Consider the following 26,086-nt stretch of genomic DNA (forward strand, 5'->3'; position numbering starts at 1 on the left):
TATCATCCGGGGCAGCAATGAAATCAGGCAGCCCCAGCAGATACTCCGTCTGCTGATAAGTCTGTCCATCCGCTTCCTCCCGCTTTCCAAACTCCATTGCGCCGTGTTCGCTGGCGATTCCCAGATAGCCGTTTTCCTGGTTCAGTTTGATTTCATACCGCACAGACGCCGGTACAGTCCCGTTATTGGTGATGGTCAGTGTGTTGCCGTTGATAGGGCTGGATTTTTCAGTAGTGGAGTACTTGTACGGGTCGGAACAGTGAAACACGATTTTGCTGCCGTCTGCCTCAGCGCTGGAAGCGATAAAGTACTTATCCAGCTCATCCGCAAAGATGAGCTGTGCCTCCCTGGCTTTGAGAAGACTGTTCAGCTTGTTCATTCTGATTTGTCTTGCCTCCAGCATGGGAGCGCACAGCCGGTATTTGACTTCGATATCCCGGGCGCCGATTTCTGAATCAAGGTAAGTCGTACCGTCAATCCCCGGTATCTTCTTATCATTCACGTCATAGGACATAAGCTCACGGCCGGAGACTGAAATCACCTGGAATCCGGGGACTTGTGCCTCCAGCCATTTGCCATTGAATTTGATACTCAGCATTTCATCCTCCTGTGAGTTTTGCACGGATTGCAGCGTCAAGATTGTTTGCCTTCGCCACATCCGGAGCAATGAGCTTCCCAATCGTGCGCCTGTCCATGACCATCTGCGTTTCTGCGGTGTTTTTGGCAATGGTCGAGAGATACCCGTCAAAATCAACCGCTGTCAGCCTTTCCAGCACTGCGTCCATCTTCCGGCTCAGGCTGGCTATCTGCATCTGGTTGCCGACAACGATTCCCTGCTGCGCATCAATAGCAGACTGGATTGCCTGAGTCGTTGGACTCACAGCATTCCTTGCTGCATACCCCATATTCGCCTCGTTGGCAATTGGGTCAGCAGACGCGGACGCAAACAGCCCGGCAGGGTTTGCCAAACTCATGACACGATACAGCGGAGAATTGGATTGCACTGTCCTTTCTCCCTTGGTCTCGACGGTCTTGATTTCTTTCGTGACTTTGACGGTGTAGTTCTGGTTGGTCATGGATATGATCTTGTCAATCCATGCCTTCGCTCCTTCGTACGCCGCCTGTGCATAACCGGGAATCGGGCTGAATCCTCTTTGTACAGCGCCCGCGGAACTTGTCGCCATAGATCCGGCAGCCCCTGGTACAGAGGACCCGCCAAATCTTGAAGCTGTATCAGAAAGTACAGTGCCTGTCTTTCCAGGGATCTTCTGGACTCCCTCGCCATATTTGGATGCGGCTTTGCTTCCTTCCTGCCCGGCAGCGCTGGAAATCTTTCCGCCGTTGAATGCGGACGCTCCAGCAGAAGCGGCTTGAGTTGAGCCCTGCTGCACTCCCTGCGTTTGAGCATTAGAGTAAGCGTCTGCGTTCGATTTACCGGCAGCGCTGTACTCCGCCTGCCTGAGCAGGTTTTCTACAGACCCGTTTCCCAGTGCCTTTACGGCCTCATCAACACCAATAGCTCCAGAAGCGATGCCCTCAATCAATCCCGCCGGGATTTGATTACCTGCCAGGTTAGCATTAGCTACAGCCTGAGAAAACTGAATAAGGTTGTTTAGTGCAAAACTGGCCTCCTGCACCGTTCCACAGTTAGTCAGAATGCCGTTTGCCACAGATACAGGGATCGCACCCCCAATCATTCCGGACGAATCAACCATGCCATTCAAGACATCAAGATTAGCCATATACTGCAGGGCTGCCTGTGGCTGCGCGGAGCCATTTTGAATCCCTTCCGAGAGCTTTTGCGGTATCTGGATTCCTGCCTGTTCGGAGGCGTGTATCATCTCTTCGTACTTCGCCTGCATGGATGGACCGATGGCATCCAGCCCTCCATCAAGCTGCATAAGCGATTCCAGATGCATTCTGTTGGCTTCGACTCCATCAATTTGGAGCTCATTCATCCGTTGCCGGGCTTGAGCCTGCAGGTCTGTGGCGGCTGTCAGTTCTCTGGACTTAGCTTCACTCTCCGCTGTCCCTTTGGTCATGGCCGCATATTCTTTGGTCAGTCTGGTAACTTCACCGTTCGCGTAAGTCAAAGATTGTGAAGCAGCATCATATGCCATTTTCTGCTCCATCGCTGCTGCAGAAGTCTCTTCAAAGGCCTTCGCAAGTGCTTTTTGTCTTGCCGCTTCCTCTGCTGCCGCCACGTTTTCCCTGATTTTGTCCGTATTGTCAATCAAAGCTCCAGTTTCGTCTTTGATTTTTCCCGATGCTTCATCATAGGACCATCCCAGTTCTGGATAGATCCTGTTCAGCTCTTCGATGGCGCTCTTCAATCTTCCTTTTTCAACGGAGCTCAGATTTTCCTTGGATGTCAGATTGGTGATGGCGTCCGTCAGATATGAAGCATATTCAGCGTTCTTTTTATACTCAACCGCTGTGTTTTTTGCTGCTTCTGTATGCTTCTTGGCTGAGTTGGAGTATTCCTGAGACGATTCAATGAGCCGGCAATTGGCATCATAGATGGCATCTGTCTCTCTCTTCTGCTCAATGATATTGTCTTTCCAGGCGTTACCAGCCACCACAGCAATACCCAGAGCTGCGCCCATGGCTCCCAAAATAGCAAGGTACGATCCTGCAGGGCCTAACAGTCCTGCCCAGCTGACTGTGGCTTCACCATTAGCAGCTGCGGCTGTCAGAGCCTCTTTGGCATAACCTCCCATCGCTGCAGCTGTACGAGCTGTGGCTTTCTCTGTCTGGCCAAATATCTTGGCAATCTTACCAGCGGTGCCGCTCAGACCGAACATTGTCTCAATGACTTTCTGTCCGCCTGTTGCGACCAAAGAGATTCCTTTTGCTGCTGGAGCTGCAGCAGCACCCAGCAGCAGCATCTTAGCCACTGTGTCTTTGATGGGTGCCGGCAGTTCGGCAAACCACTTGGCCGCATCCTTTACCATGACGGCAATGTCTTTCAGCGTCGGAGCAAAGGATTCTCCCAGACTTGCGCCGGCCTGCTTGATGGCTTCCAGTGCCTGCAGCAGAGCTGTCTTTGTGGTTCCGTATCTCTTTTCGGCTTCGGTCATCATAGCCGTGTTGGATTCCCACGCACTGTCTGCTCTGGCCAGCGCATCGGTGTACAGATCAGTGGACTGCGCCAGTGCGCCGGTGGCATTGGACATCCGGATCTCTTCAATGCCCAGCTCGGCCAGTTTGCCGGTCACGTCTCCGCTCTTACCAATACCTTCCAGGAATGTGGCAAACGCAGAGCCGGCGTCATCGCGCCACGCCTGAGCAAACTGTTCCGCGGTCATTCCTGCTGTGGCAGCGAAATCCTCCAGACCTTCGCCGCCCTTGGAAACAGACTGCTGGATTTCTTTGATGAGCTTTGACATGGAACCGCCGCCCTCGGCAGCCTTGATACCCATGGAACCAAGAGCAGTTGCCAGCGCCATGACCTGCGGTGTACTCATTCCAACCTGCCGGCCAGCTGTTGCCAGCCTTTGAGTCATCTGAACGATGTCTGCCTCAGTCGTGGCGAAGTTGTTGCCCAGATCTACTACAGTAGAGCCGAATCTCTCATAGTAATCTGCCGTTCTGTCGCTGGCATCCACCATGATATTGGCAATCTGTGCCAGGGACTGAGCTGCTTCCTCGCCAGCGATATTTGTTGTATCTCCCAGCATCGCAACGGTTTCGGTAAACGTCAGCATGGAGTCTGTGGCGACACCCATCTGGCCGCCCAATTCTGCAAATCCCGCCAGCTGCTCATAGCTTGATGCAGTGTTCAATGCAAGGTCTTTCAGCCCCGAGTTCAAGGCTTCCATCTGCTCGGGCGTACCGTCAACCGTCTTGGTGACGCCTACCCAGGCATCTTCAAAAGCCACTGTCTGAGCCGTTGCTGCAGCAATGACCCCTGCGCTAAGCAAAGAAATAGGTTTCAGCTTCTGATAGGCTTTTTCCGCAGCCGTGGCAACGTTACCCAGGTGCTGATGGAAAGCCATCATGTGAGTTCCGCAAGTCAGGACAGAAGATCCGACTGCATCCAGCTTGCTATGCAGGATGGCCAGCTCAGATTCCAGATACTGGACGTTCTGGGCGGCAGCTTGGGTTCGTGAGTCGAACTCACCGAATGCTGCCAGATTCTCCTGATAGGTCGCTCTGGTAGCATCCAGCGCCTGCCTGTAAGCCTGCTCCTGTTTGAGCAGATTTGCGTATTTAGTCTGCAGCAATCCTTGCTTCTGAATGAACAGCTCGATCCCGGTACCCTTGCTGTTGAAGCTGGACTTCATAGCCTTGCCTACTTTGCTCAGCTCCTTGTCCAGCCCCTGGGTTTCTGCCTTTATCTTGCGAAGGGTTTTCTCAAAGCCTGACCCATCACCGTTGATTTCAATTGTTATACCTTTTGTGTCGTAGGCCATGATTTTCCTCCCTAGAATGCATCAAAGTCCGCCTGTGTTGCTTTGCGGACCTTCGGTTTCTTTTCCTGCTCTCTGACTCTGCGGTTCAGATTCGCCTGAGCTGTCAGCAGGTCCACCAGATATCCGGGATCCATTTCGTCAATCTCGGCCAGTGAATAGCCAGCTTGTCGTGCAATGACGATGACAGAACTCCATGGGACTACTTTTTTTTATCTTCGTCTTCCTCCGTTGTGTCTTCCGACTCTACCAGAGGGACGTTACCTACCATGTGGTGGTAAACCATCGTTGCTGCCAGCAGGAACCCCTGATAGTCCTCAACGGTATCTACCCAGTCTGCGGGCAGTGGTATATTTGGATTTTCGGCAGCAATAGCTGCCCATGTCAGTTCTTCCAGATTCTGAGCGCCAATGACTTTCATGGAGACGGACGCAAGAACAGCCGGGTTGCTGATATCCAGCAGATTGTCTTTTTGCGCCCGAGCAACTTCCGAAAAAAAAGCGGCTGAAATTTTGGACAGAGTTTCAAAGATATCTTTATGAAACTGTTCCCGGTACAGTCTGGCTGTCTTGCCGGTATAACGGGCAGGGATTTGTTTGTCGTCGATGGTGACGTTGAACCTCATGTTTTTGCTCCTTATCTATATAGAAAAGAAGAGCCGGGAATTCCGGCTCTGTTTTTGGCTAGTCAGCGGGAGTGCTGGGCAGCTTGACGGCAGAAAAGAATGTGTCATAAGACGCAGCACCCTGCGGGGCTTTTGCCTTCGTGATCTGTTTGCCGTTGTGCTCAATGGGGATTGCTGTGTAGGAAATGGTGGCGGTTGTCGGTTCAATGGACTCACCCTTGGTGTTGCGCTCTTCGCTTCCGCGTCCAAAGGTCACGTCATACATGACATGCCGCTGGTTCTTCGCGTCACCACGGCACTGGAACAGCAGCGCTCCCTCTTTGGGCAGTACATCCGCCCGTTCAACCAGCAGCCCTGTGGTTTCGTCAACTTCGTCACCGAACAGCAGCGTCCGGATCTGGTCGGTCATTCGGATGAATGTCAGTTCTCCGGTATATCCGTTGTTGGTTGTGGTTGTGAAGTAGGCGATATCGTCAGCATAGAACGTGTTACTTTCGCCCTGGGGTTCGGCTGTCAGCGCCTGGATTCCCACCAGAGCAACGGGTGTTTTGTAGTCATAGGTTACAGATCCGTCTGTCCCTACGGTCTTAGTCAGCAGTGCGAAAGAGGCCTGAGACAGACCATATTCGATTTTGTTTGTATCAGTTACAGTCGGCATATTGCCCTCCTATTCTTAAAACTTGATGTTCTTGAGGATGTTCTGAGCCACATGAGCGTCTGCATATTCCTCGCCGGTCTTCCAGTGCTTGAAAGCTGCTGTCATTACGCCCGGCTTGTTCCACAGATGATGCCCTTTTTCCAGCAGATGTGTGAGTGAGTACTCATGCCCGCTGGCATGAATCTGTGCTTCACAGGTTATCCCCCTGGTATTGAACCGATAGGTGATTGCCTTTCGGTACTTGGGGCCTCGCCCGGTGCTTGTGTCGGAGTATCCGCCGCTCTCCCGAGTGATTTTTGCAGTCTCCTTGGCAGTCTCCTTAACGCCGGCGTTTACACCCATACGCACATCTGTTGTCACATTGTCCAGTATCTTCCGGAGTGCTTCTCCAGCCTGTTCCATGGAGACAACGATGTGATTTCCGTATCCGTGACGGTCAGCCAAGCATAACCACCACCCACTCCTGGCAATAGACTTTCTCTGTCTTCACGTATTCGTCCGTGATTTTCGCAAAGCCTATTTCCAGAGATTCAAAAAGTGCCTCAATGGTATCTTCCAGTACAAAGTCTTTGTGATCTGTCACCAGCCTGACAACGTACTTTTCGATTTCGATATAACGTTTATCGTCTGCCCAGTAGGACTCTCCGGGGATTTCTCCGTAGTTGCCGTATGGCAGATGCTCTGGCCGACTTTCATAGCCGCCATAGATAAACCACTGTTTGCCCAGGATATTCTGCATCCCCTCGACTAAGTCAGTTCTGCCTGCCATGTCCCTGCATCCTTTCTCAGATAAAGCTCCACATCGTCACCGTCTACGTAGGTCCGATATACGGAGTATTCAACGCCTTCGTATTCAACACTCAGCTCTCCGTCATAATCACCGTAGAAGATGGTGATTTTCCATGCTGGCTTGATACCCGCCTGGAATGCAGCGTATGTATCCCGCATGTACAGGCTGGAGACTTTGCAGAACACTTCATTGCGCCGGACGGTCTCGCCAGTCACAACACCGTTTTCATCGGTCTCTACCGACTTCTTCAGCAGCACACACTCAGATTCACAGATGGTCGTTTCCCGGGTATATTCATACGGCATCAGTTGTACCTCCTGCCGTCCAGATACATCTGCCTCAGCGTATCGTTGTACATGCGCTGCCAGATATCTTTAGGCCCCGGATCAGAGTTACCAAAGTATCCTTTGGTTTTCAGGATGCACAGGTGAGCGACTTTGTCGATATCCTCAAGGGAAATGGACAGGCGGTCAAGGTCATCCAGGACCGCCTTGATGTACATTTCCAGCTCGCTGTCATACAGCGTGGAGGCCTTGATTCTCATCGCCGCTTTGACTTTCGGCAGGATGTCTTTTACCTCCATCATTCATCACCTCAGGAACCGACTGCGGGTTTGGCAACCTTCTTGATCTGGTAAATCAGATCAGGGCGCAGCACCTTGCCATCGTTGATTACCAGCGCCTTGGTGACTTCCTCGTTCTTGTCGTGGTCCATGTAGCGGACGGTGGAGAACTGCATGTTGGAGTTGATGGCATACGCCTCGCCCGGTACCCACAGAACAGCGAACACCTTGCCTGCAGTCGCAGTATCAAAGTCGGGCAGCAGTTCCGGTTCCACCAGAGTTACGCCGTGACCCTTGATGCGAGCGTCTACCCAGCCATCAACCGGGTTGATTGTCTCGGTGTAAACAGGACGGTTGTTGTCGTCCGCCAGAGTCATGATGTTACCTTCAAAGGTTCCGTTACTCATGATGTACTCATAGGGCTTGTTCTTCATACCCAGCGGGATCTTTGCCATGATCTTCTTCTGGAAGGTCTTCCAATCCTTCATCTCGTCCTCGTTGATTTCGATGGTCTTGATGCCGGTCTTGGTCAGGATGCCTTCCAGCTGTCCGTTCGCCGGTACACCTGTCACGATTTCTCCGTCCATAGCTTTGACATATGCCTCAGCGATGACTTTGGCCAGCTCGGTTTCAAATGCCGGAACAGTCAGAACAGTCTGCAGCAGTGTACGGGACAGCCGGATTTCCCCAATGTTGTACTTGAACATGATAGATCCGGTGATGCCGCCCGGGTTCTGCCGGTCAGAAACTGTAGTCTCTGTAATGCGTTTGAAGGTAGCGGTGAAGCTGCCAATCGGATACTCAACGGCACCCTGCAGGTTCAGGTGCTTGACCTTTCCATACAGCCGTCCATGGATCTTCTTCACTTCCTGGATGATTTTCTGCTGTACGGTTTTCGGAATCATAACGCCCAGGTTCGTAGATACACCAACCGCATCAGCTCGTTTCAGGACGCCGGCTTCCGATGCTTTTCCGGAAATGACATAGTCCATGAAGGCTTTACGTTCCACCATGTCATCATCTTCCTGCTTGGAAGTGATGGTCTTTTCCGGAACTACGATGCCCTCGTTCAGGCGACTCATCAGGTTTTTGCGTTTCAGTTCCTTTTCTTCGGCTGCTGTTTTCAGTTCAGCCTTGCGGGCCAGCAGCTCATCAGTTTCAGTATTCAGCGCGTCCAGATCTGCATCGTCCTTTTCCATCTCGGTCTGGATTTCAGCCAGTCGGGCAATGACCTGTTCAGCAGTTGCTGTTTTAATGTTTTCCATATATTTACCTCTCTGTATTCACTTTCAGCTTGAGCGCCAGACGCTTCCGCTTGCGCTCGTTGTCGAATTCGTTGACCTTGCGGGCAATGATTTCCGTGTGGTTGTTTGCGGGGATAGAAACCGCAGACACATCAATCAGCTTGGAAACCCGCTCAATCGTCTGAGTCTCGCCGTCAAAGGATGTAGCTGCCCGGCAGCGGATGGACATCTGGGTTATGTTTCCAGCCTGGATGTCTTCATACAGCTGTCTGGCCCGGCTTGTTCTGGACAGGTCAGCCCAGATAAACAGGCCGTGGTCGTCCACTTCGATGCCCAGAGAACCGTTGCCTGTGCGGGCATAGACAAACTGATCATGGTCAAACTGGAAGAGAACGTCACTCATATCCGCATGGTCAAATGCGTCTCTGGCGACTTCTTCATAGATCTTCCGGCCATCCCGTTCCATCAGCACATACTTGTCAAATGTGCTGGCATATCCTTCGACATAGTAATCAGACTCGATCCTTTTCTTTGTCTCGGAGTTCACGGGCAGGAATGTCAGACTTCGCTGCATCACTTCCTGCGTCACTTCCTGTGTCATCGTTTTCCTCCTTTCTCTCACTCTTTGCGGGAGTACCTTCCTGCCGGTACTCGCCACGGATGTATCTGTGTGCACCTTCGCCATTTGGCAGCGGTGGCAGGTTTAGGATGTCCAGACTGGAATCCATGGTTGCCATGCCCCTGTCATAGGTTCCAAATGCAACGTCAATTCGGGATTTAATGCTGGCGTACTGCAGGCGGTTGGAAGCCATTTCCACAGCGTTGCCGTCCATGATCTGATTCCTGGAGAAAACGACTTTTGTCAGGACCTCGCCGATTTGAATCAGGATGGGTTCAATCCGTGACTGATAGAAGCCGTTCCACTCGTCTTCCGTGTAGGCATTTTGCAACAGCTTTTCTCCAACTCCCCAGTAGCTGTAGGCCATATTTTCCATCTGCTTGATGTCATCCGGTGACATGATGTTGGTCTCTTTAGACACCTGGTCCATCCGGTCGTATCGGTTGTCATACAGGAACGTCCCTGTACTGTTCCCTTTCAGGTTCAGCCGATTGAGCCTGTCCTGCTCTTCCTTCAACGCATCATCGTCAAGAATGGGGGCATTCAGTCGTCCGATCCACTGAATGGGTGACTCACTGGCTGCCAGCTTTTCCATGGATTTGTCAATGTCCTGCTCGTACAGGGCGGCAACCTTATGGAATGGAGCATTGCTTTCGCCCATCAGCGTTGACTTGTTCTGCATCGTCCGGAGATGCCCGCACAGTTCATACTCAATGATCTGCTTCTGCCCGTCTCCGGTTTCGTACTTGAGCCACAGCTGTCCGTACACATCCACGATTTCGCAGGAGTCAGGGCTGGCAGCCCACAGGCCGGAAGTCTTGCCGAATTCATCCAGGATCGGGATGACATAGGCGTTGTTCTCTGCCAGCAGGATGGTCACCAGCTGGTAAATGAACTGACTTGCCGTCTGGTACGGGTTCGGGTATTTACTCACGAAGTACTCCACCCGCTTGTTGGGCTTTGTAAGCGCCGGTGTCGCTTTGGAGCACTCAGTAGCTATCTTGTTGATGCAGGCCCTAGCCAGTGCCAGCTCGTAGATATCCTTGCTCAGATACTTGTTGCCGGTCAGGTCTATCTGTATCTGCCCGCTCAGCATCTGCATCAGGTATCCCGGAAGTGTGACCCGCACGCCGTATGGCGCCTGCTCACCAGGAGCGGGATCTCGGTTCCTTCGGTGTCGGAACATATTTGTCAGGAAGTTATTCACGTTTCTTGTTACCCTCCAAAAGCCATTTGTACTGGTCGTTGTATTTAGACTTGACAGTCAGCGCATCAATGAGTGCTGCCATACCGTCAATGTGTTTCGTTGCGCTTATCTTGAGCATCCGCATGCGCTTGCCGTCCGCTTCCCGTTTGATCGCGGTGTTGCGGATGTGGCTTTGCAGCAGCCCGTTTGTACCTGTCTGGATAAGCCCCTGCATGATGAGACCTTCAAACTCTGTCAGGATGGGCGTCAGGTTCGTGCCCTGGTTCACGTCATCCATCAGGAACCCCTGCTGTTTCATCTCGTCCACAAAGTAGGTTGAACTGTACCGGTCATAACCGACAACAAGGACATTCAGCTTGTATTCCTTGCGTATATCCACAAACCATCTGGTCACGTCCTTGTAATCCACGAATTTATCCCCGGAAAGGCTTAGAAAACCATAGGAGACCATCGCCGAGTAGTCCACGTTGTCCCGGTCCGTAAGCTCTTTGAGTCTGCCCGCCGGTATCCAGAAGTGCGAATATACGTAATTGACACCCTCGAAGTTGATGACGACACAGGCACTGGTCAGGTCGGTCGTCTGAGACAGGTCCACACCGCCAACACACGCCATCCTTCGGAAGTCTTCCGGCTTGATGACATCACCCTGGGAAAGCCTGATTGCTTCCTGCGGGATCCATGCGGCAATCGTGTTCATCTTGATATTGCAGTACTTGCAGATAAATTCGTTTTTGTAACTGGGGCTTGCGTGAGCCTTGCGGATTTCCTTTTTCAGGTTCTTTTCGAAGAAGGAAACGCCCAGGTTCGGCAAAGCTTTTTTCAGTTCCTGAACGTCGTCCCATTTCTGGATGTCATCAATCATGAACAGGAACGGCAGCAGGTTCTCTTCTTCGGAAGTCCCCAGCAGTACGGAGGTGCATCTGGGGAATAGTTCGTCATACAGTCCGCCATCAACGATGTTTGCGGTTGAACACGCAAGGTTGATTGGATCGTGCCGTCCGCCCTGGGCAGACAGCATAACGTTCCACATGTCTACAGCTTTGGTTCCTTCCCATGCAGCAAATTCATCGAAGCAGGCGAAGTACGGGTTGAAACCATCGGACTTTTTGGAGTTGAAGGCCAGTGGCGAAATCTTCGTGTTGGTCTTTGCGATGTAAAAATCAGACCGGCGTTTCTTCCCCAGCTTTGACGCTGTTTTGTTCTTGCCGATCATCAGCAGCGTCTGGTCATAGATGATGTTCGCCTGCTGCAGCTTCGGAGCAAGGTTATACAGCTGCATACCAAGCTCTTTTTCTGTGTAGGCGATGGTCATCTCCAGAGCGGCAGCGAAGGTTGATTTCCCCTGCTTCCGCCCGATGATGAGCACGATTTCTGTGAAGTGCCGGTATCCGTCATCGTCCACCAGTCCGAAGATGCAGGCCACGATATATTTCTGCCACGTCTCCAGCAGGAAGGGGCCAGAGCGTCCTTCCACGTATCTGCACTGTGTTTCGATGAATCGGATTTTCACCTCAGCTTTCAGTGGATCATAGAAACAAACACCTTCCGTCAGGCATTTCTCCACATACTGGATGTTCAGCTGCATCCATTGGCCTATGACGTATTTGCCGTCCGCTATGTCCTGCTTGAACTCCTGCAGATAGGTAAACTCCTCAAGTGGCGAATTCTTCAAAGTCATCACTCTCCGTATCCAGAGAGATGTTCAGCTTCTTTGCGGACGATGGGGTCAGCCCGAGTTCTTTCAGGTACTTCAGGATCTGTTCCCCGTACTGCAGGTTGTTCAGGTAAGCGGGATGCTTGCTGATGTTGGTTGCACCGGCCTTGTTTGTGTAAGGGATGAACTGTGCGAAGTTATCCGTTTCTTCCCACTGCTGCAGGTTCAAATCCCGCATGTGGTAGATCATGGCCAGCTGCTCTATCTGCTGGTCAAATTGAGGGCGATAGATCCCGAGCTCAGTCATCGCCTTGACTACGAGTTTCTTGTAGTACTCTTTCGTTTTCGCTTTCACAGTATCAGCCTCCCTTCCATGTCAAATTTCACCTTTTCATTGCCGCTGTGTTCTTCGCCGTGGCACTTCCTGCACAGGCTTTCCAGATTCTCCTCTCCAAACAGGATGTTCTGGTCATACTGGTTATCCTCTGTGATGTGTTCTTTGTGGTGCACCAGCTCCGCCGGAGTATACAGTCCCTTTGCCAGGCACCTTTCACAGAGCGGATGCGCCTGCCGGTACGTCTTTGACCTGTGTTTCCACGCTTTCGATTTGTAGAACTTCAGGGCAAAGTTGCGGGCGCCTCTCATTCCTGGACCAGGTGGAGCGTTTTGTTGTGGATGATGAGTTTTATTTTGCTCTTCTCTACATCCTGCTGTGTCGTGTACCCAACACGAAACTTCACTTTTTGATTTCCGACATTAAACTCTGCAATGTCTTTCCACCTCATATCCGATTCTTTTCCGTACGCCATACCTGACTCCTTTCTGAGCAAACAAAAACCCTCCCGAGTTGGAAGGGCTATGGAAAGGGACTCGAAGATAGGTCCTGCCTTTTTCTTCGGATACATTATCTCACGGTTTTCTTTTAGGAATTTCCTAAAATGAGCCAGGATGCCCTGCAATTTATTTCATATTTTCTAAGATATACCCCCTTTGTTATAACTTTTCGGAGGATTACCGAACTCCCCCGCACCGTTCCCCCGGGGACCGGAATTTTTCCGCACATAGGGGGGGTTAGTTAATGTTTCATTACGCAATCTCTGTGCGTCTTTGGGGGCTGGCAGATTCGGTGTATTAAACAATCACTTCATCTGTTTGTTCATTCATTCGTTGCGTTGTCTTTATCCTTCATTCATACTTTGTTATTTATTCGTTAATCAAACGATTACATTGATATATCATTAGCAATCACCAAGCTCATCCCCCTGCCTGTGTCACTGCCGTCTGTGCCTGCCCTGCCTGCTCTATCTCCATCCGTCTGCACCACACACAACCGCCAGCCCCACAGACCAAAAAGAAAAGCCCACACCGCAGGCAGGCCGTGGGCATATGGGCATGGGTATAGATATACGCTTTATAGTATTCGCAAACAAAAGCGAAAGATATTTGAATTTAGGTGTTGACGTAACTACACAGTTACTATATGCTGAGTGTGTCAGTGATGAGCTGACACCCAGCGCTGAAAGGCGGTGAGAACATGAAAAAGCGTAGAACTGAAACAGAAAAGCGTGTAGCTAAAGCCACACGCCAATCTGTTAGAACTGTTGAAAAGGTCTTCAAGGCTATAGCCTTCTGGCTCATGGTCTTGGACGCAATCGACCGTGTACAGCAGTTCGTTGGTTGGGTCAGTCACTGGCATGACTGACCTGACCGCAAAGGGAAGGGGCCCACCCTTTCCCTCTGCTTTTGTTTTATAATACCAGAAAGGAGACACACACATACATATGAAAATCATTGTCGCAACTTTAGGCTTTACCGTTTTAGGCGGTTACCTGTGCTTTGCCCTTGCCGGCCTGTACAGCTCCCTTAAAGAGCTTTATGAAATCTGGACAGCAAAAGGTGCCCGCCATGCCCGCCGCTAGTCAGTCAGAGCGCAACCGGAAGTACCAGAAAAAAGCCGGAATAATCACGAAATCCATCAAAGTGCATAAAGACATTTCCGAAGCCTTTAAGGCTTCATGCGCTGCTGCCGGCATTAGCCAGAACGCCGCTATCATTGGCTTTATGCAAGACTTCATAGAAAAACACCCGGTCAAATGACCGGGCTTTTTTCGTCTGTATCTGGCACAAATTCGATTAGATCGCCAGGCTGGCAGTTCAGCAACCGGCAGAGCCTTTCAAGATTTGAACAGCTCACCATTTCCCCATTCCGGAATTTCGTCATGGTTCCCATACTGAAAATGTTCTTTTGCTTTGTCAAAAAATAACTACTGTATCCCGCTTCCTTGAGCCGCTCATGTGGGAGCGGTTTTTTATATCTCAATCCCATACTGTTATCCTCCAATAACAGTCTACCACAACAGGCAACGAAAAAATGTTGTTATTTACATTGACAACGAATATTCGTTGTCTTATGATGAGACCGTAAACAAGGCAACGAAATATCGTTGCTAACAAGGAGGGCAACATGAACAAATTTGAAGAAGGCAAATACTACTACACAGGAACAAACGGGCGGTACTTCGTAGTTAAACGAACAGCTAAAACCGTGACGCTGAAACACTACGGCGAAACGAAACGGCACAGTATCAAGTCTTGGCCTTGCGGTGAAGTGGTTCTTACCGGTGGCGGCACACTGTACGCCAGCAACAACGAAGAATGGCAGAAACGGCTTGCAGAAAGAGAGCTGCAGGAAGCCAAAGCAGCAGCCGCTTATAGAGCTGCAGGGGAAGCCGCAGACGCCGAACAGTTCCAGCAGATGCTGGACAACGGCATGAGTTTCGAGGCTGCTGAACAGTTTATGAATGCGAAGCATGAAGGCTTCTGCATCTGCTAAGGAGGAAATGAAAATGAACAGAACTAGAGAATACACTTACACGACAACATTTGAAGGATTCAACCCCTTCGAAGCCATGACCACCGAAGAGCTGGAGGGTTTCAAGCCCGAATGCTCTTTTGGAAAAACACGGAAAGGAAACGTTATGACATTAAAAAACATCATTGAAGAGTCCGGGATGACCCGGTATGAAATCGCCAAAGAATCCGGGATGACCTGGGCCAGCCTTGATAGATATGTCAACGGCCATAGCTCAATCGCTTCCATGCCCCTGTCGGTGGCTGTGAGGCTGGGAAAGGTCTTCGGCCTTACCGCAGATCAGATATACGCAAATGCGATAGACGAGATTGACACCATCAATCTCACGGAGGGGTGGAACAACCTCCCGGGCGGAATCTCCGCCTACATAGAGGATGGAAAAGTCCTGCGGGGCACAGCAGAGAAAAACGGTGAAGAGGTTACTGTATGGACCTACACGCCGAAAGGTAACGGTCTCGAGTCTACCGGGCCGATCAGTAAAACGGAGTTTATCCGGCTCACCCGCCAGGGAAAGATTGCCTGGCAGTAGACAACGATTCCGGGTTGACGACGGCGAAACGGTACGTCCTGGGCAAAACCATCGGCCCTGGCGCTCCCTACTATAAAGGATGGCGGGTCATCCCCACACACGACGATGAGCCAATAGAGGATGATATCGGATCCCTGCATCGTCCATGGCAGAGCGCGAAAAAGAAAACCGAAGACTGAAAAAAGTCTTCGGCCTTTTTATATTCCTTCAATCGCCTTCCGGATGTGGTAATCAATGGCTCCCCTGGAGCGGTAAAACTTCTGCTCCATTTCCTCCCAGGTACTGCAATTGAAATATTTTTCCCGTACATAATCCTGTTCCGGATACGTCAGAGAAAAAACTAATTTTTCCGTATCTCTCAACCGGCCATTCACAACAGAAAGCCTTTCTGCGGCCTTCTGTTCTTCGGTGATGAGATTTATCAGGATCTTGTCTGTCCCCTTCGGATTCTGAGTCTGTCCGGCTTCCGTCTCGTACTGGATGGCGGAAGGATGGTACAGATCCCGCTTTTCCTGCTCGATGCTTTCCAATTTCTGCTCAAGACAAAATTTTTCGGCCTTCAGAGCCGGATACGCAGTAAAGTCACAAATCGCAATGATCGGATTCATAAGTGCCTCCCTTCCGCAAAACTTTCTTGATGGTAAAACTTTCTGAAAAATAGCGGGCCGTGTCGCCCGCTATCGGTTGGGGTAGCTTTTACCCAAGTCAATTGTCTCATGAGTTAATGCGCTTTTGGTAAGCCAACAGCTTTTACATCACAGAAAGATTGAAGCAAACAGTACCACGCCAAAGATACAAAGTGCCAGAAGCCCCAGAGCCATGATTGCCATCAAAGTAATTTCTACAATATCCATTTTGTCAACTCCATGTTTCAATCTCTTTGCGTGCTGCTTCGCCTGCATCCTGGGAAAAGTTTCTTGTGAGCTGCCGGATGAGAACGTTGTTCTCGCTGTTGGGGTTCGGGCCATAAGAACACGCGAATGTATGACCCCCGACAAAAATAATTCCCCGATCATCTCCCAGTTTTGGACCTTTGGCGGACGCCACAACCGGAGCGGCGTATACGAAAATCCCCTGTTTCCGGAGACGCTCGCACATGCGTTCGGTTTCTACGTTCACAACGTCCTCAAAGTCTTTGTATTTTGCATATCTTCCGAACCGCCATCCCAGTCCTTTCTTGAAAACTTTCATCGTCTTTTTCTCCCTTTCTGTTCAAATTTGATGCCGCTCCAGTCCTGTGCAGCTCCGCAGGATTTACAGGACGGCTCAGAAGGCCCCACAACGCCGCCACAAGCGCCGCAAAGGTAAGCCCGCATATGTTCCTTGCCGATGAGCTTTTCAACGAGCACGTGGCTTATTTTCGGTCTCACAGCGTTTTTGTTCTCGCTCATACAATTGCCTCCCCGATTTTTGTAACAACGATTGCGATATGAGGGCGCAGGCACCAAAACTTAGATCCGTACTCCTCTGTGACCTGTGCATCATCCCACCAGAACCCGCAGGCAGTCATGCAGTCCTTGAGGGTCTTCATGAGATTGTCCGTATCTGGTTTCGTGATTTTCGGTTCTCCGTCCTGGTCGGCTCGCTTTGTCTGATAGCCAAAATTTACAGCCAGCTGCACAGGGCCGTTCCAGGGAGCTGCTGGCGCATGTGGTCTCAGTGCATCCATCAGCCGGCTTTCCACTTCCCGCAGTTGTGCGTCCTTGTAGGTCCGTCCCCTGCCGATGTGGGTACCGCTCTGATGAGTCTTCCGATAAGGCTCCCCAGGGATCACGATATAGATTTCGTTCATCTTTTTTCTCCTGTCATTTTGCGTGTAGACGGCGCATTGGTCATAGGCCAATGGTCAACTCTCCGCACCTCTGGCGGAGATTGACCTAAGCCCAGACCTGAGCCGTCAGGCGAGAAGGGTCAGTTATGACACTTATATAAGGGAAATTGACCCCTAAAATTGACCCCTATAGAGAGGGGTCATTTTCCCGCAAATTGACCCTTTTGACCCCTGCCAGGGGTCAATTTTTCTTTGCTCCGGAAATTGACCGGTCAATTTTGGGGTCAAAGTGCCGCAAATTGACCCTTTTGACCCCTTTTTGACCCCTTAGGAGTCAGAGGGGTCAATTTCGTTTTTGACCCTTTTGACCCCGGTCTCTTCCGGGGCTTCATCGGCATATAAAATCAGGCCGTTTATCCTCACTAACTCTGGATGATTATCCACCCATGCCCTTGCCGTGTTTTTTGATTTACACTTGGCTTTTGGTATGGAAGAGAAGTGGTCAACCAGATCCTGAATGGTCACCTGATGCCCCTGTTCTCTTTGCTTGTCATACCATTCGAGTTTCATATCGGCCCTCTTTTGGGTCTTCTCCGCTTTCTTCTTGTTCATAGCTGCGATGTCGTTATCTCCTTCCAGAAAAGTATTTGCCAGCACACCCGTAGGGTCTGCGACATGCTTCGGAAACTGGAAGAATACATCGGTGTCCTCAGGGCTGGCGAACTCCCGCAGCGTCATGCTGATGCGGAACGCCGGGCAGTCTCCCAGTTTCTGAGCCGCTGCAGCCTTTTCTTCAAACTCCTGCCTGTGGACTGGAAACAGCTCAAAATGCTGTCTCACAAGCTCCTGCTTTGCCATGCGGTCCTTCAAGTCATCCGGGTGTACCTTCTGCAGGTTCTGCCACTGTCCGGTCTCTTTCAGCTTTTCGTCATAAATGCTTTCCAGCAGTCTGGCCTTGATTTCCTCCCGGTCTGCGTCCCCCACATCCAGCGCTGTCATGTCAACGATGGCGTCCGGATCTCTGGCAAAAACGCCGGAGCCGCTGGCTCTGTCTATGGCCGATTTATTGGCCTGTGAGCCTTTGCTGTGGTGGTGACAATAGGCCACAGCGCACTCTCCGGAAAGAGAAATCCTGTCGAAAAGGTTGCAGAATTTCCCCATATCCGAAGCGTTGTTTTCGTCTCCTGTTATCACTTTATAAATCGGGTCAACAATAACTAAACTGTATCCCCGGTTGCGGATGCGTGCCTCCAGCTTGGGAGCGAAGCTGTCCAGGCTCTCCGCCTTGCCCCGCAGGTTCAGGATGCGGAAGTTGTCCGGATGCTCCACTGCCCAGCCGTGGGCGTCGTATACGTCTTTGATGCGGTGCTTGAAGCTGCGACTGTCGATTTCCAGATTGATGTACAGGACCTTTCCCTGCTCCACCTTGTAGCCCAGCCATTCCTTGCCCTCTGCCATGGCAGCAGCAAGTCCTATCAGGGCAAAGCTCTTGCCAGCCTTGGACGGGCCAGAAATGAGCATTTTGTGCCCTTTTCTGAGCACTCCGTGGATGAGCTCAGGCGCCAGCTCCGGCAGATGGTCAGCTACGTCAGCAAAACTTTCAATAACCAGATCCTTGGCGTCTTCCTTCGCCTGTGCCAGTTTCCGGAAGTCGTCAAACTTCACCGGCTTTGCCGTCTCCAGCAGCGTCTGCTTCTGCGTCCCCCGGTCTACACCGGGAAGCCGGCTCATCCTTGACGGGTTTTTGTTCTGCGTATCCACAGGCAGCCCGTTGGCCGTGCAGTAGGCAAATAGCCACGAGACTTTTTCCTGATAGTCAGCCAGGCTCTGCCCGTCCACTTTGACGATGGCGTGCACACTCTTGCCGCCCGAGTAAACCAGTGCCCTGTAGGGCAGCCCCAGCTCCTTGATGAGCCGTATCTGCTCGTCCGGCGTGTATTGGTCGCACTCGATCAATGCGTTTTCGTACCTCGTAATGTTGCGGTCTGAGACACCTTTCTGCCCTTCTTCCAGCCGGCCGCTGATGGGGTTTATCCTGACCCACACGCCAGCTTCGTGGTTGTAGGCACCAAAGGTATCTTCAAAGTAATCCGGGCTGTCTGCGCCCTTTCTGAGACTGTCACAGTACTCTTCCACTGTGATGGTCATCAGGCCTGTGCCGATAGGTTTCCGCTTACCTTCTTCATCCACAAAGCTGCTGGTGATGACATTGATATGATCATCTGGCTGAAATACGGCTTCCAGATAGTCGATGATCTGGAACACATCTTTCCGGCTTTTGTCTGGTCTTGGAGGTCTGATGGTCTTCTGGACAGGCTCCACACCATCACTGGTGATTTCGTCGCCCCAGTCCATGAAGCCGTCAGAAGCCGGGAAAGGGTCAACGCCCAGGTCCCGGGCCATCTGTGTCAGAGTCGCCCCGGTGACAGTTCCGGAGCCGCCGCCCTTGAAGCTGTCCCAAACCTTACGAGTGACTTCGCTGCCACGGTACTGCCCGGGCCTTGAGTCTCCAGCGCTCCAGCTGTCGAACATCTCAAAAGGCTGCCCTTCTTCCTTGAGCGCCATCCCGACCTGCACCCACCGATTTCTGTCGGTGACAGACGGCGGGATGCAGTCCAGTATTTTCTGATAATCAAATTCCATAGCTACCACCTACCCATGGCCTTACATTTCGCCAGGGCTTTTCTTGCTGCCGGAAAATTCATCCCGGCTATTTCTTCATCCGAATAGCCCAGCTGGCTTAACCGCCAGCGCATGGCGTTTGAAGGCATTTTCTCGGCCTCTGCGGCCTTGAGAATGGCATCTGCCTGCCCGTAGGTCAGGCCAGTACTATCAAGCTTCATGGCTTTCAGTTTCCGCTTCTGAGTATCTGAACAGGAAGGGTCAAACAGCTCTCCGGAGTGGTAACCATCCAGCACTGAGCGCCATTTGTCGCTGTCCCTGGGATCCTGATATTTCTTTGCCGCCTTGTCCAAAGCCTTTGCCAGCCGCTCCTCTGCGTCTGTGGCCTGTCCTCCCGTCATCCATGGAGCCATGCCACCACCGCCTGAATGTTTCCGATTCTCGCCCAGTACATCCTTTGGGCTGGCCAGCTGGAAATTGTCGTTCTGGAAAAGGAAGTCAATGAGCAGACAATCCTTTTTCCCCGGTGCCAGACGCAGCCCCCGGCCTACCATTTGCACATACAGCGCCCGGCTCATCGTTGGCCGCAGTACTATCACACAATCTGTCTCCGGGCAGTCCCAGCCCTCTGTCAGCAGCATGGAGTTAAAAATGATGTCATACTCACCGGCAGCAAACGCCGCCAGTTTCTCTGTCTTGTCGTCATCCTCACCAGCCGTCCATTGAGATCTAAAACCGTAATGACTGAACACCTCCGCTGCTTTCTTCGCTGTCCGGATGAGCGGGACAAAGCAGACGATGCGCCTCCCCTTGCCCATGCTCCGGACGATTTCAGCGATTTGATGCAGGTAAGGCTCTATGACACTTCCCAGATCTGACGCGTCCATGTCGCCGTTTCGCTTCCTGACCTTTGACAGGTTGATGGTCAGCGGTGTCTTTTTGACTGTCAGCGGTACCAGGTATCCATCCCGGATTGCCTCGCCAATGGTGTACTCAAAGGCAATGGAGTCAAAGCAGGACAGTTTCTTTTTGTCCGCTCTGTCGGGCGTTGCGGTAACCCCCAGCACCCGGGCGCTGGTAAAGTGCTTCAGTATCTTTTGATAGCCGGCGCTCATGGCGTGGTGCGCTTCATCAATGATGATGAGCTGGAAAAAGTCCGGCGGGAATCTGTCAAGACGCCGCTGCATGGTCTGCATACTGGAGACTGTGACCGGGTGCATACACCCAGTCTGTCGGCCCTGTTCCCGGAAGACTGGCAGCTCCATGACCGTCTGAAATTTATCTGCTGCCTGGTCAATCAAGATGTTCTGGTGAGCCAGTATCAGGACCTTGCCGCCTGTGGGGTTCCGGTTTCTGTCGTATGCAAATTTATAAGCTATGCCAGACAGAACGATGGTTTTTCCTCCCCCAGTTGGCAAAATGAGCAGGGCCCTTTTCGTTCCCTGCTCAAATTCTGCCATGATGGAACGGCAGGCCTCAGACTGGTATGGTCTGAGTTTGTACTGCATTTTTAGAAGCCAAACTCTGAATCGTCCGAAGTTTCCGATACCGTCTCAGAAAGCGGCTCGAAGGATTTAATCTTGTTATAGACATCAATCCCGTGTTCCACGTTGTACTCGGCTTCCTCCGGCGTGTATGTGCGATAATTTTCATCCTTGCCTGACTGGCAGAAGACAGTGATGGTGCAGAACCGCCCCATGGAATCAAGGATTTTCTCAACCTTGACGGGTTCGCCTTTTTCCTTAAGCCCAAAGGCATGCAGGAACTGAGCGATGCGCCACTCTCTGCTTCTGACCAGAAACAGGTTGTCAGATACATAGGCTTTGCTGCCCTCGTGTTCCACTTCCAGTGTGATTTTGGCCAGCGGGCAGCCGTTCATCTTCCCGTTGCTTTCGCAGCGCTGCTTTTCGATTTTCGTGACCTTGCCGGTATACTTCCCCGGCATCAGCGTGATGTACTCTTTCGGGTCAGCGGTGACAGTATCACCCCAGTTGAAAAATTCGGAATCCATAATCATTTACCTCTCTTTTCTAAAACGGCAGATTGTCCTGACGTGCGATATCAAGTTTCGGTCCCCAGCGTGTCGCGAATTCGTTTACAAAACTGGTCCAGAATTTCTGCGGCACTTTGCTCAGGTCAAAATTTGGAGTCTTCACGATGTTTTCGTTATACAGAAGCCTCTGGATGTCATCCGGATGGAAAACCTCTTTTGCACAGAGATCCTTGACTGCCTTCGGGACTTTATCAGGCCACTTAATAGCCAGGCTGTCAGTGTCAAACTCTTCGGCCTTTGCCGGTTCCTCTTTTGCCGGTTCCGGTTTCGTCTCTTCCTTTTTCGGAGCTGCCTTCACCTGCCTTGCATTCGGCTTCCGGTCAAAGATTTTTGCCAGCTGCTTGTACTCCATGGGCATTTCTGCCGGCAGTCCAAAGCGGTTTTTAGCGTCCCAGACAGCGGAGTGTTCCGCGTACATGACACGCTCCTTGCCTCCTGTGGCCTTGCCTTTTTTCGTCATACCACTGGTGACGCTCTCCACATATGTCTTGTAGTTGCAGAACAGGACCATGTCAGCCCATTCCTTGACCAGGGCAGAAGTCCGGGATTTGGTCTTTGCTCCGAGCTTCAAACCGTATTTGTCATAGGCGCTCTGCTCTTCCGGCAGCTCGATTTTCTCGGTCTGAGCATGACAGTTCAGGACCACGTGGATACCTTCATCCACAAGTTTTGTTTCCAGCTCCCGCAGGAATGAGCCGATGCGCTCGGCAGATTCCGTAAAGCCTTTTCCGTATCCCGGGGACTCGATGGACCGCCATCCGTTTTCTTTGCACAGTGCGTCAACCTCCGCCATTTCCGCCCAGTCAAAGGTGTCAATAACCAGCGTCTTGCAGGGCTTTTCCTGGCTGACCCATGAGATCATGTCTTTCAGCTCTTTCCAGTCTTTGGGCTTAGGCAGCCGCTTGACGTTGTCAAAGTGCGTTGTGCTGCCCTCAGTGTCGATAAACACCGGGTCCGGAAACTGGCTGGCCAGCGTTGTCTTGCCGATGCCTTCTGTTCCATAAATCAGAGTCTTGATGCCCTTTGTGGTGTCTTTTCCACTTGTGATTTCAAACTTCAAAAGTCAAATTCCTCCCCCGCTGTCTCGATGCGCTTGATGGAAAAGCGCCGCAGCGGCCGTTCTTCGTAGTATCTTTCAAAAATATCCGGTTTTTCCTCTTTCAACTTTTCGCTGTTGAATCTGTGTGTGGTCCCCCGCTTGTAGTCCACCTGGTAACCAACAGTGATGCCGATGTCAGAGTTTTCCAGCAGCTCCTTGATGGACTTTTCAATCGGTTCTTTCAGCTTCTCCAGCCGTTTGATTTCCTTCTTGTAGCTGTTGATGCGGGCTGTCAGGTCACAGAGCCTGTCCAGGTCTGCCTCTTTACCAGCCAGATCCATGACTTCGTAGTCGGTCACTCCGTTCATGTGTCGCTCCTTTCTTCCTGTCCTGCCCATTCGTAGTGCAGGCCGTTTTTGGCTCTGCCGCTTTCGATTGTGTCCGTCACGCAGTAATGCGTGACGCCCAAATCACGGGCTGCCGCGGCTGTGCTGGGCCAGACTTCGCCGGTCTCCACACAGCGCACTGATCTTTGATTATTTCTGCCCGAAGCGATTTCCACCTGTGGCAGCGGATTCAGGGAAAAGTTCATCAAATCCGGTTTTGCCACTTCTTCGGGTGCCAGATAGTACAGGACACCGTTTGGGTCTATTGCCTTGATGCAGTGGATCCCGTCAACAGATTTCAGGATGGTAACCGGTACAGGTCTCACCATCTTTTTGCTAAGACTGTGACCTATTGCCAGAGCTTCCTGCCCCTGAGAAAGTCCCAGAGATTTCAGCATCGGGTCCGGCATAGTCGGGTCTTCCATCCATGCCAGTACCTCGGGAGGTGCATCGACGCGCCCATTTTCGATGCGCTCTACCCAGCCGTAGGAGTGGCCGAAAATTCCAGCCAGTTCCTTCCGGGTTATCCCCAGCTCCAGACGTTTGTGTCTCAGCCGTCCGCCAGGTGTGTCATCCCCTGCGGGTTTGTTTGTTTCTTCAACGTCCTCCCAGTGGAGATCAAAGGCTGCGTTTCCAAACTCCATGGCCCTTTTGAGATACGTTGCCCATCTGCTGTCTTTCCCAAAGGCGGCACAGGCCTCTGCCATACTGCCGAAGACTTCGCCTGTTTCCACACACCGGACAGGTCTGCCCGGGAAGCTCATTTTTCGTCCTCCAGCGCCAGCCGCAGGTAGTTCATGGCTTTGTGCAGGTCAGAATCCCGACTCTCTCCAGCCTTCCGGCCAGCTCTGGCGACGTACTTCAAGACGTTCCCCAGACAGAAATCCAGCCCCCAGGCTTTGATGACTGCGATTGGTTCCGGGTCCAGTTTGTAATGGTCCGGGGTTTCGTGAGAGTTCTTTTTGGGGGGCGCCGGAGTCACGCTGTCGTCTTCCAGCGGCTCGTAATTTTTAAGAAATTCGCGACCATCCACGAAGTATGCCCCATCGTCATAAATGAGGTCTACATACGGCTCTGGACTAAACCAATTCATTATTCGTCCAATATAAACAGTTCTGTCGGGATGTCCCTTCAACCGCCAAATTTGTCCAGGAAACAGAGGCATTTCTTGAGGTGTTCCCAATCCCTGCGAAGGTTCTTCCGGACTTTCGTGAAGGTTCAGCAGCAGGGCTTTCACCTTTTCTGCTGCCGCTTCGGCTTCTTCTTCGGTGCGGAAGCAGTTGCCAAAATTGAAACACATCCTGTCAACTTCATCGTCACGCCAACAGAAGGGAATTACTTCGCCATCTGCTGGAATACTCCAGTACATCTCATCGAATTCCGGCTTCCATCTTTCAGTCATTCCATTGCCTCCAGCTTCTCTTTGATCGTGTCCTTGAAAGAAGCTGCTGCAGCCGCCAGTGTTGCCAGGTCGGTGACTGTTTCGTTCTCAACGTTCTCTTTGAGCATGATGTCCAGGCATGAAGTCATAGCCTGGGAGATTTTTGCGTAATGTCCCAGCGTCTCGTACCTGGGCTTTTCCTGCCCATCCCGAGAATCAACGAATGTTCCGCGATACCGGAGTATGCGCCATTCGTATTTATCGGCATCCAGCCAATAGTCGTTTGTAATTTCAATCATTTCCTTTTCCTCTCATCGGTTGGCTTCCACAAAGAGCATCCGGTTCAGTTTCTTTTCCTCCGCCAGCAGCTGCTTCCGGAGCTTTTCAATTTTGGCGAAACCCGCACCGTGGATTTTTGCCTGGTACAGGTCATGGTGCCGCTGGGCAATCACTGCCCGCTGCTTACTGATTTCAATTTCGTTCATTCTTCCCTCCACAGCTCCGCAGCCGGCAGCTTACGGTACAGATCTACACGGGCAAGTGCCGCCTGGTAGTATTCTTCGTAGAGAGGTTCAAGCGGCGTGTGTATGTCTGTCCCAAGGCAGCGGTTTTCAACGCGTGTGTGTTCCCAGACGCGGTAGCCGCCTTTCTCTTTGATAATTTGGTATTCCGTCATTTCTATTCCCATTCTTTCACGTATGATTCAATGCGTCTGATGGTCTCCAGCTGCGACTTCGTGGGCTGGACACTCATCCTGCGGATTGCCCGGTAAGCGGCCAAAGCTGCCTGCAGACAGTCAAACCAGGCGACATGTGTCCCGTCCTTGACTAATCTATAAAGTGGTGATTTTTGCCATTCCAGCCGGTGGACTGTGAAACCATCGTCCAGCGGCAGCAGCCCATCAGTCATTTTTGGCATCTGCTTCTATCCTTTTGACAAACTCCCGAACTTCTTCGTCTGTGATACCGATGTCGTGCAGATTTACCCAGGGACTCACGCTGTCCAGATAAGACTCTTTCGGGATGTCCTCGTGGGAAGGCATCTTTTCCAGCGGTTCGATAAGCCCCAGAATGTCGATGATCCGTGTGTCAACGCCATCTATAAAATTGCGCGGTGCCCCGGCTGCGATACCGTACCCGGCGATGAAGTCCCAGAGAGCGTTAATGTCAGCTTTTGCTTTTTCTCCTGGTGTCATTTCCCTTCTCCTTTCTGCGTGATATCCGCCATTGTGTAAATTCCGTTGTTCCTCTTGCTCAGGAAGTCACTGAGTTTGTTCAGCTCTTCCACAGCTGTCTCCGGGCTCCAGTAGTAGCCCAGGTCAATCCGGGTCTGACAGTTTTCTGTTTTGGCCCGTACGATGTAATGATCTTTGTCATTCGGATGCTCAACCGCGAACAGCTGGATACTGTCAGCGTTGACCATCTGCCCGGTCACTGTTTTGATAATCAGCATTCTCTTTGTCCTTTCCGCATGTCTGGACGATCTCGAAACCGTCCGGGTCGTGCTTGTCATAAATGATGTATTCCGTTATGGCGTGCGGGCAGTTCCCGCAGCAGTTTGTACATTTCTTTTCTGTCATATAAGTCTCCGGTGCCAGGCTTGTAACGCCGGGCAAGTGGTGCCAGCGGGCGGTGGATACAAGGTGGATACAATAAGTAGGAA

The 26,086-nt window shown here is 51.5% G+C and carries 38 protein-coding genes; 6 read left to right on the forward strand and 32 right to left on the reverse strand.

What is annotated here, in order from left to right; genetic code table 11:
• From QZ305_RS08540 to QZ305_RS08615, 16 genes are all read right to left on the reverse strand, one after another.
• The coding region (locus tag QZ305_RS08540; RefSeq protein WP_294731327.1) for a distal tail protein Dit at window positions 1-598 on the reverse strand (598 nt) is incomplete at its 3' end.
• Window position 599: 1 nt separating this feature from the next.
• Window positions 600-4,415, reverse strand: a complete 3,816-nt coding sequence (locus QZ305_RS08545) for a phage tail tape measure protein (protein ID WP_289683734.1) — start codon at window positions 4,413-4,415, stop codon at window positions 600-602.
• An 11-nt stretch (window positions 4,416-4,426) separates the two neighbouring features.
• Window positions 4,427-4,549, reverse strand: a complete 123-nt coding sequence (locus QZ305_RS08550) for a hypothetical protein (protein ID WP_289683736.1) — start codon at window positions 4,547-4,549, stop codon at window positions 4,427-4,429.
• Window positions 4,550-4,614: 65 nt separating this feature from the next.
• Window positions 4,615-5,037, reverse strand: a complete 423-nt coding sequence (locus QZ305_RS08555) for a hypothetical protein (RefSeq protein WP_289683738.1) — start codon at window positions 5,035-5,037, stop codon at window positions 4,615-4,617.
• 58 nt (window positions 5,038-5,095) lie between these two features.
• Window positions 5,096-5,695, reverse strand: coding sequence for a major tail protein (locus QZ305_RS08560; RefSeq protein WP_289683740.1), 600 nt, complete (start codon window positions 5,693-5,695; stop codon window positions 5,096-5,098).
• 15 nt (window positions 5,696-5,710) lie between these two features.
• Entirely contained in the window at window positions 5,711-6,139 is a 429-nt protein-coding gene (locus QZ305_RS08565) for a hypothetical protein (protein WP_289683743.1), read from the reverse strand.
• On the reverse strand, window positions 6,132-6,464 hold the full coding sequence (locus QZ305_RS08570; protein ID WP_289683744.1) for a hypothetical protein: 333 nt from the start codon (window positions 6,462-6,464) through the stop codon (window positions 6,132-6,134). Before QZ305_RS08570 ends, QZ305_RS08565 begins: the two co-directional genes overlap by 8 nt.
• Window positions 6,443-6,790: a phage head closure protein gene (locus QZ305_RS08575; protein ID WP_289683746.1), complete on the reverse strand. Its 348-nt coding sequence runs from the start codon at window positions 6,788-6,790 to the stop codon at window positions 6,443-6,445. The genes QZ305_RS08570 and QZ305_RS08575 overlap by 22 nt, the downstream gene beginning before the upstream one ends.
• Window positions 6,790-7,071, reverse strand: a complete 282-nt coding sequence (locus QZ305_RS08580) for a hypothetical protein (protein ID WP_289683748.1) — start codon at window positions 7,069-7,071, stop codon at window positions 6,790-6,792. The genes QZ305_RS08575 and QZ305_RS08580 overlap by 1 nt, the downstream gene beginning before the upstream one ends.
• A gap of 8 nt (window positions 7,072-7,079) precedes the next feature.
• A complete protein-coding gene (locus QZ305_RS08585; protein ID WP_294731334.1) occupies window positions 7,080-8,312 on the reverse strand; it encodes a phage major capsid protein in 1,233 nt (410 codons plus the stop codon).
• Window positions 8,313-8,316: 4 nt separating this feature from the next.
• Window positions 8,317-8,892, reverse strand: coding sequence for an HK97 family phage prohead protease (locus QZ305_RS08590; protein ID WP_289683752.1), 576 nt, complete (start codon window positions 8,890-8,892; stop codon window positions 8,317-8,319).
• Window positions 8,804-10,039 carry a phage portal protein gene (locus QZ305_RS08595; protein ID WP_289683754.1) on the reverse strand — a complete coding sequence of 412 codons (1,236 nt, stop codon included), beginning with the start codon at window positions 10,037-10,039 and terminating at the stop codon, window positions 8,804-8,806. The genes QZ305_RS08590 and QZ305_RS08595 overlap by 89 nt, the downstream gene beginning before the upstream one ends.
• Window positions 10,040-10,109: 70 nt before the next feature.
• The gene (locus tag QZ305_RS08600; protein ID WP_289683757.1) at window positions 10,110-11,789 is read right to left on the reverse strand and encodes a terminase large subunit; all 1,680 of its coding nucleotides are present in this window, start codon (window positions 11,787-11,789) and stop codon (window positions 10,110-10,112) included.
• On the reverse strand, window positions 11,770-12,126 hold the full coding sequence (locus QZ305_RS08605) for a P27 family phage terminase small subunit (protein WP_289683759.1): 357 nt from the start codon (window positions 12,124-12,126) through the stop codon (window positions 11,770-11,772). The genes QZ305_RS08600 and QZ305_RS08605 overlap by 20 nt, the downstream gene beginning before the upstream one ends.
• The gene (locus tag QZ305_RS08610) at window positions 12,123-12,416 is read right to left on the reverse strand and encodes an HNH endonuclease signature motif containing protein (protein ID WP_289683760.1); all 294 of its coding nucleotides are present in this window, start codon (window positions 12,414-12,416) and stop codon (window positions 12,123-12,125) included. Before QZ305_RS08610 ends, QZ305_RS08605 begins: the two co-directional genes overlap by 4 nt.
• Window positions 12,413-12,580 carry a hypothetical protein gene (locus QZ305_RS08615; protein WP_294731335.1) on the reverse strand — a complete coding sequence of 56 codons (168 nt, stop codon included), beginning with the start codon at window positions 12,578-12,580 and terminating at the stop codon, window positions 12,413-12,415. The genes QZ305_RS08610 and QZ305_RS08615 overlap by 4 nt, the downstream gene beginning before the upstream one ends.
• A gap of 725 nt (window positions 12,581-13,305) precedes the next feature.
• On the opposite strand from QZ305_RS08615, the gene QZ305_RS08620 reads away from it, so the two are divergent.
• The 3 genes from QZ305_RS08620 (at window position 13,306) to QZ305_RS08630 (ending at window position 13,868) form a co-directional block, all read left to right on the forward strand.
• The gene (locus QZ305_RS08620; RefSeq protein WP_289683764.1) at window positions 13,306-13,473 is read left to right on the forward strand and encodes a hypothetical protein; all 168 of its coding nucleotides are present in this window, start codon (window positions 13,306-13,308) and stop codon (window positions 13,471-13,473) included.
• Between the two features lie 79 nt (window positions 13,474-13,552).
• Window positions 13,553-13,690, forward strand: coding sequence for a hypothetical protein (locus QZ305_RS08625; protein WP_289683766.1), 138 nt, complete (start codon window positions 13,553-13,555; stop codon window positions 13,688-13,690).
• Window positions 13,677-13,868, forward strand: coding sequence for a hypothetical protein (locus tag QZ305_RS08630; protein WP_289683768.1), 192 nt, complete (start codon window positions 13,677-13,679; stop codon window positions 13,866-13,868). Before QZ305_RS08625 ends, QZ305_RS08630 begins: the two co-directional genes overlap by 14 nt.
• Here the strand turns inward: QZ305_RS08630 and QZ305_RS11820 are convergent.
• Entirely contained in the window at window positions 13,861-14,097 is a 237-nt protein-coding gene (locus tag QZ305_RS11820) for a helix-turn-helix transcriptional regulator (RefSeq protein ID WP_289683770.1), read from the reverse strand. The genes QZ305_RS08630 and QZ305_RS11820 overlap by 8 nt on opposite strands.
• Window positions 14,098-14,235: 138 nt before the next feature.
• Between QZ305_RS11820 and QZ305_RS08635 the strand changes: the two genes are divergently transcribed.
• Genes QZ305_RS08635 through QZ305_RS08645 form a run of 3 tightly spaced genes read left to right on the forward strand, consistent with a single transcriptional unit; the run spans window position 14,236 to window position 15,351 of the window.
• Window positions 14,236-14,604: a hypothetical protein gene (locus QZ305_RS08635; protein WP_289683772.1), complete on the forward strand. Its 369-nt coding sequence runs from the start codon at window positions 14,236-14,238 to the stop codon at window positions 14,602-14,604.
• Window positions 14,605-14,617: 13 nt separating this feature from the next.
• Complete coding sequence (locus QZ305_RS08640) at window positions 14,618-15,172, forward strand: helix-turn-helix domain-containing protein (protein ID WP_289683774.1); 555 nt, start codon at window positions 14,618-14,620, stop codon at window positions 15,170-15,172.
• Window positions 15,173-15,186: 14 nt separating this feature from the next.
• Entirely contained in the window at window positions 15,187-15,351 is a 165-nt protein-coding gene (locus tag QZ305_RS08645) for a hypothetical protein (protein ID WP_289683775.1), read from the forward strand.
• 18 nt (window positions 15,352-15,369) lie between these two features.
• Here the strand turns inward: QZ305_RS08645 and QZ305_RS08650 are convergent, their stop codons facing one another.
• From QZ305_RS08650 to QZ305_RS08720, 15 genes are all read right to left on the reverse strand, one after another.
• On the reverse strand, window positions 15,370-15,780 hold the full coding sequence (locus QZ305_RS08650) for a hypothetical protein (RefSeq protein WP_289683776.1): 411 nt from the start codon (window positions 15,778-15,780) through the stop codon (window positions 15,370-15,372).
• 250 nt (window positions 15,781-16,030) lie between these two features.
• Entirely contained in the window at window positions 16,031-16,363 is a 333-nt protein-coding gene (locus QZ305_RS08655) for a hypothetical protein (RefSeq protein ID WP_289965345.1), read from the reverse strand.
• A complete protein-coding gene (locus QZ305_RS08660) occupies window positions 16,360-16,563 on the reverse strand; it encodes a hypothetical protein (protein ID WP_289683779.1) in 204 nt (67 codons plus the stop codon). The genes QZ305_RS08655 and QZ305_RS08660 overlap by 4 nt, the downstream gene beginning before the upstream one ends.
• Window positions 16,560-16,964 carry a RusA family crossover junction endodeoxyribonuclease gene (locus QZ305_RS08665; protein ID WP_289683781.1) on the reverse strand — a complete coding sequence of 135 codons (405 nt, stop codon included), beginning with the start codon at window positions 16,962-16,964 and terminating at the stop codon, window positions 16,560-16,562. Before QZ305_RS08665 ends, QZ305_RS08660 begins: the two co-directional genes overlap by 4 nt.
• A gap of 306 nt (window positions 16,965-17,270) precedes the next feature.
• Window positions 17,271-19,586: an AAA family ATPase gene (locus QZ305_RS08670; RefSeq protein ID WP_289683783.1), complete on the reverse strand. Its 2,316-nt coding sequence runs from the start codon at window positions 19,584-19,586 to the stop codon at window positions 17,271-17,273.
• A gap of 2 nt (window positions 19,587-19,588) precedes the next feature.
• The gene (locus tag QZ305_RS08675; RefSeq protein ID WP_289683785.1) at window positions 19,589-21,073 is read right to left on the reverse strand and encodes a DEAD/DEAH box helicase; all 1,485 of its coding nucleotides are present in this window, start codon (window positions 21,071-21,073) and stop codon (window positions 19,589-19,591) included.
• 2 nt (window positions 21,074-21,075) lie between these two features.
• Window positions 21,076-21,576 (reverse strand): DUF669 domain-containing protein, encoded by a 501-nt coding sequence (locus tag QZ305_RS08680; RefSeq protein ID WP_294731342.1) that lies wholly within the window; start codon window positions 21,574-21,576, stop codon window positions 21,076-21,078.
• A 19-nt stretch (window positions 21,577-21,595) separates the two neighbouring features.
• Entirely contained in the window at window positions 21,596-22,678 is a 1,083-nt protein-coding gene (locus QZ305_RS08685; protein WP_289683788.1) for an ATP-binding protein, read from the reverse strand.
• Complete coding sequence (locus tag QZ305_RS08690) at window positions 22,675-23,025, reverse strand: hypothetical protein (protein WP_289683789.1); 351 nt, start codon at window positions 23,023-23,025, stop codon at window positions 22,675-22,677. The genes QZ305_RS08685 and QZ305_RS08690 overlap by 4 nt, the downstream gene beginning before the upstream one ends.
• Window positions 23,022-23,687: a helix-turn-helix domain-containing protein gene (locus QZ305_RS08695; RefSeq protein WP_289683790.1), complete on the reverse strand. Its 666-nt coding sequence runs from the start codon at window positions 23,685-23,687 to the stop codon at window positions 23,022-23,024. The genes QZ305_RS08690 and QZ305_RS08695 overlap by 4 nt, the downstream gene beginning before the upstream one ends.
• A 116-nt stretch (window positions 23,688-23,803) precedes the next feature.
• Window positions 23,804-24,445 (reverse strand): DUF3310 domain-containing protein, encoded by a 642-nt coding sequence (locus tag QZ305_RS08700; RefSeq protein WP_289683792.1) that lies wholly within the window; start codon window positions 24,443-24,445, stop codon window positions 23,804-23,806.
• Entirely contained in the window at window positions 24,442-24,723 is a 282-nt protein-coding gene (locus tag QZ305_RS08705; protein ID WP_289683793.1) for a hypothetical protein, read from the reverse strand. Before QZ305_RS08705 ends, QZ305_RS08700 begins: the two co-directional genes overlap by 4 nt.
• Window positions 24,724-24,735: 12 nt before the next feature.
• Complete coding sequence (locus QZ305_RS08710; protein WP_289683795.1) at window positions 24,736-24,909, reverse strand: hypothetical protein; 174 nt, start codon at window positions 24,907-24,909, stop codon at window positions 24,736-24,738.
• A 416-nt stretch (window positions 24,910-25,325) separates the two neighbouring features.
• Window positions 25,326-25,619, reverse strand: coding sequence for a hypothetical protein (locus QZ305_RS08715; protein ID WP_289683801.1), 294 nt, complete (start codon window positions 25,617-25,619; stop codon window positions 25,326-25,328).
• Window positions 25,616-25,876, reverse strand: a complete 261-nt coding sequence (locus tag QZ305_RS08720; RefSeq protein ID WP_289683802.1) for a hypothetical protein — start codon at window positions 25,874-25,876, stop codon at window positions 25,616-25,618. Before QZ305_RS08720 ends, QZ305_RS08715 begins: the two co-directional genes overlap by 4 nt.
• Window positions 25,877-26,086 lie beyond the last annotated feature (210 nt).

Source organism: uncultured Faecalibaculum sp., assembly GCF_910588395.1.
GTDB lineage: Bacteria > Bacillota_I > Bacilli_A > Erysipelotrichales > Erysipelotrichaceae > Faecalibaculum.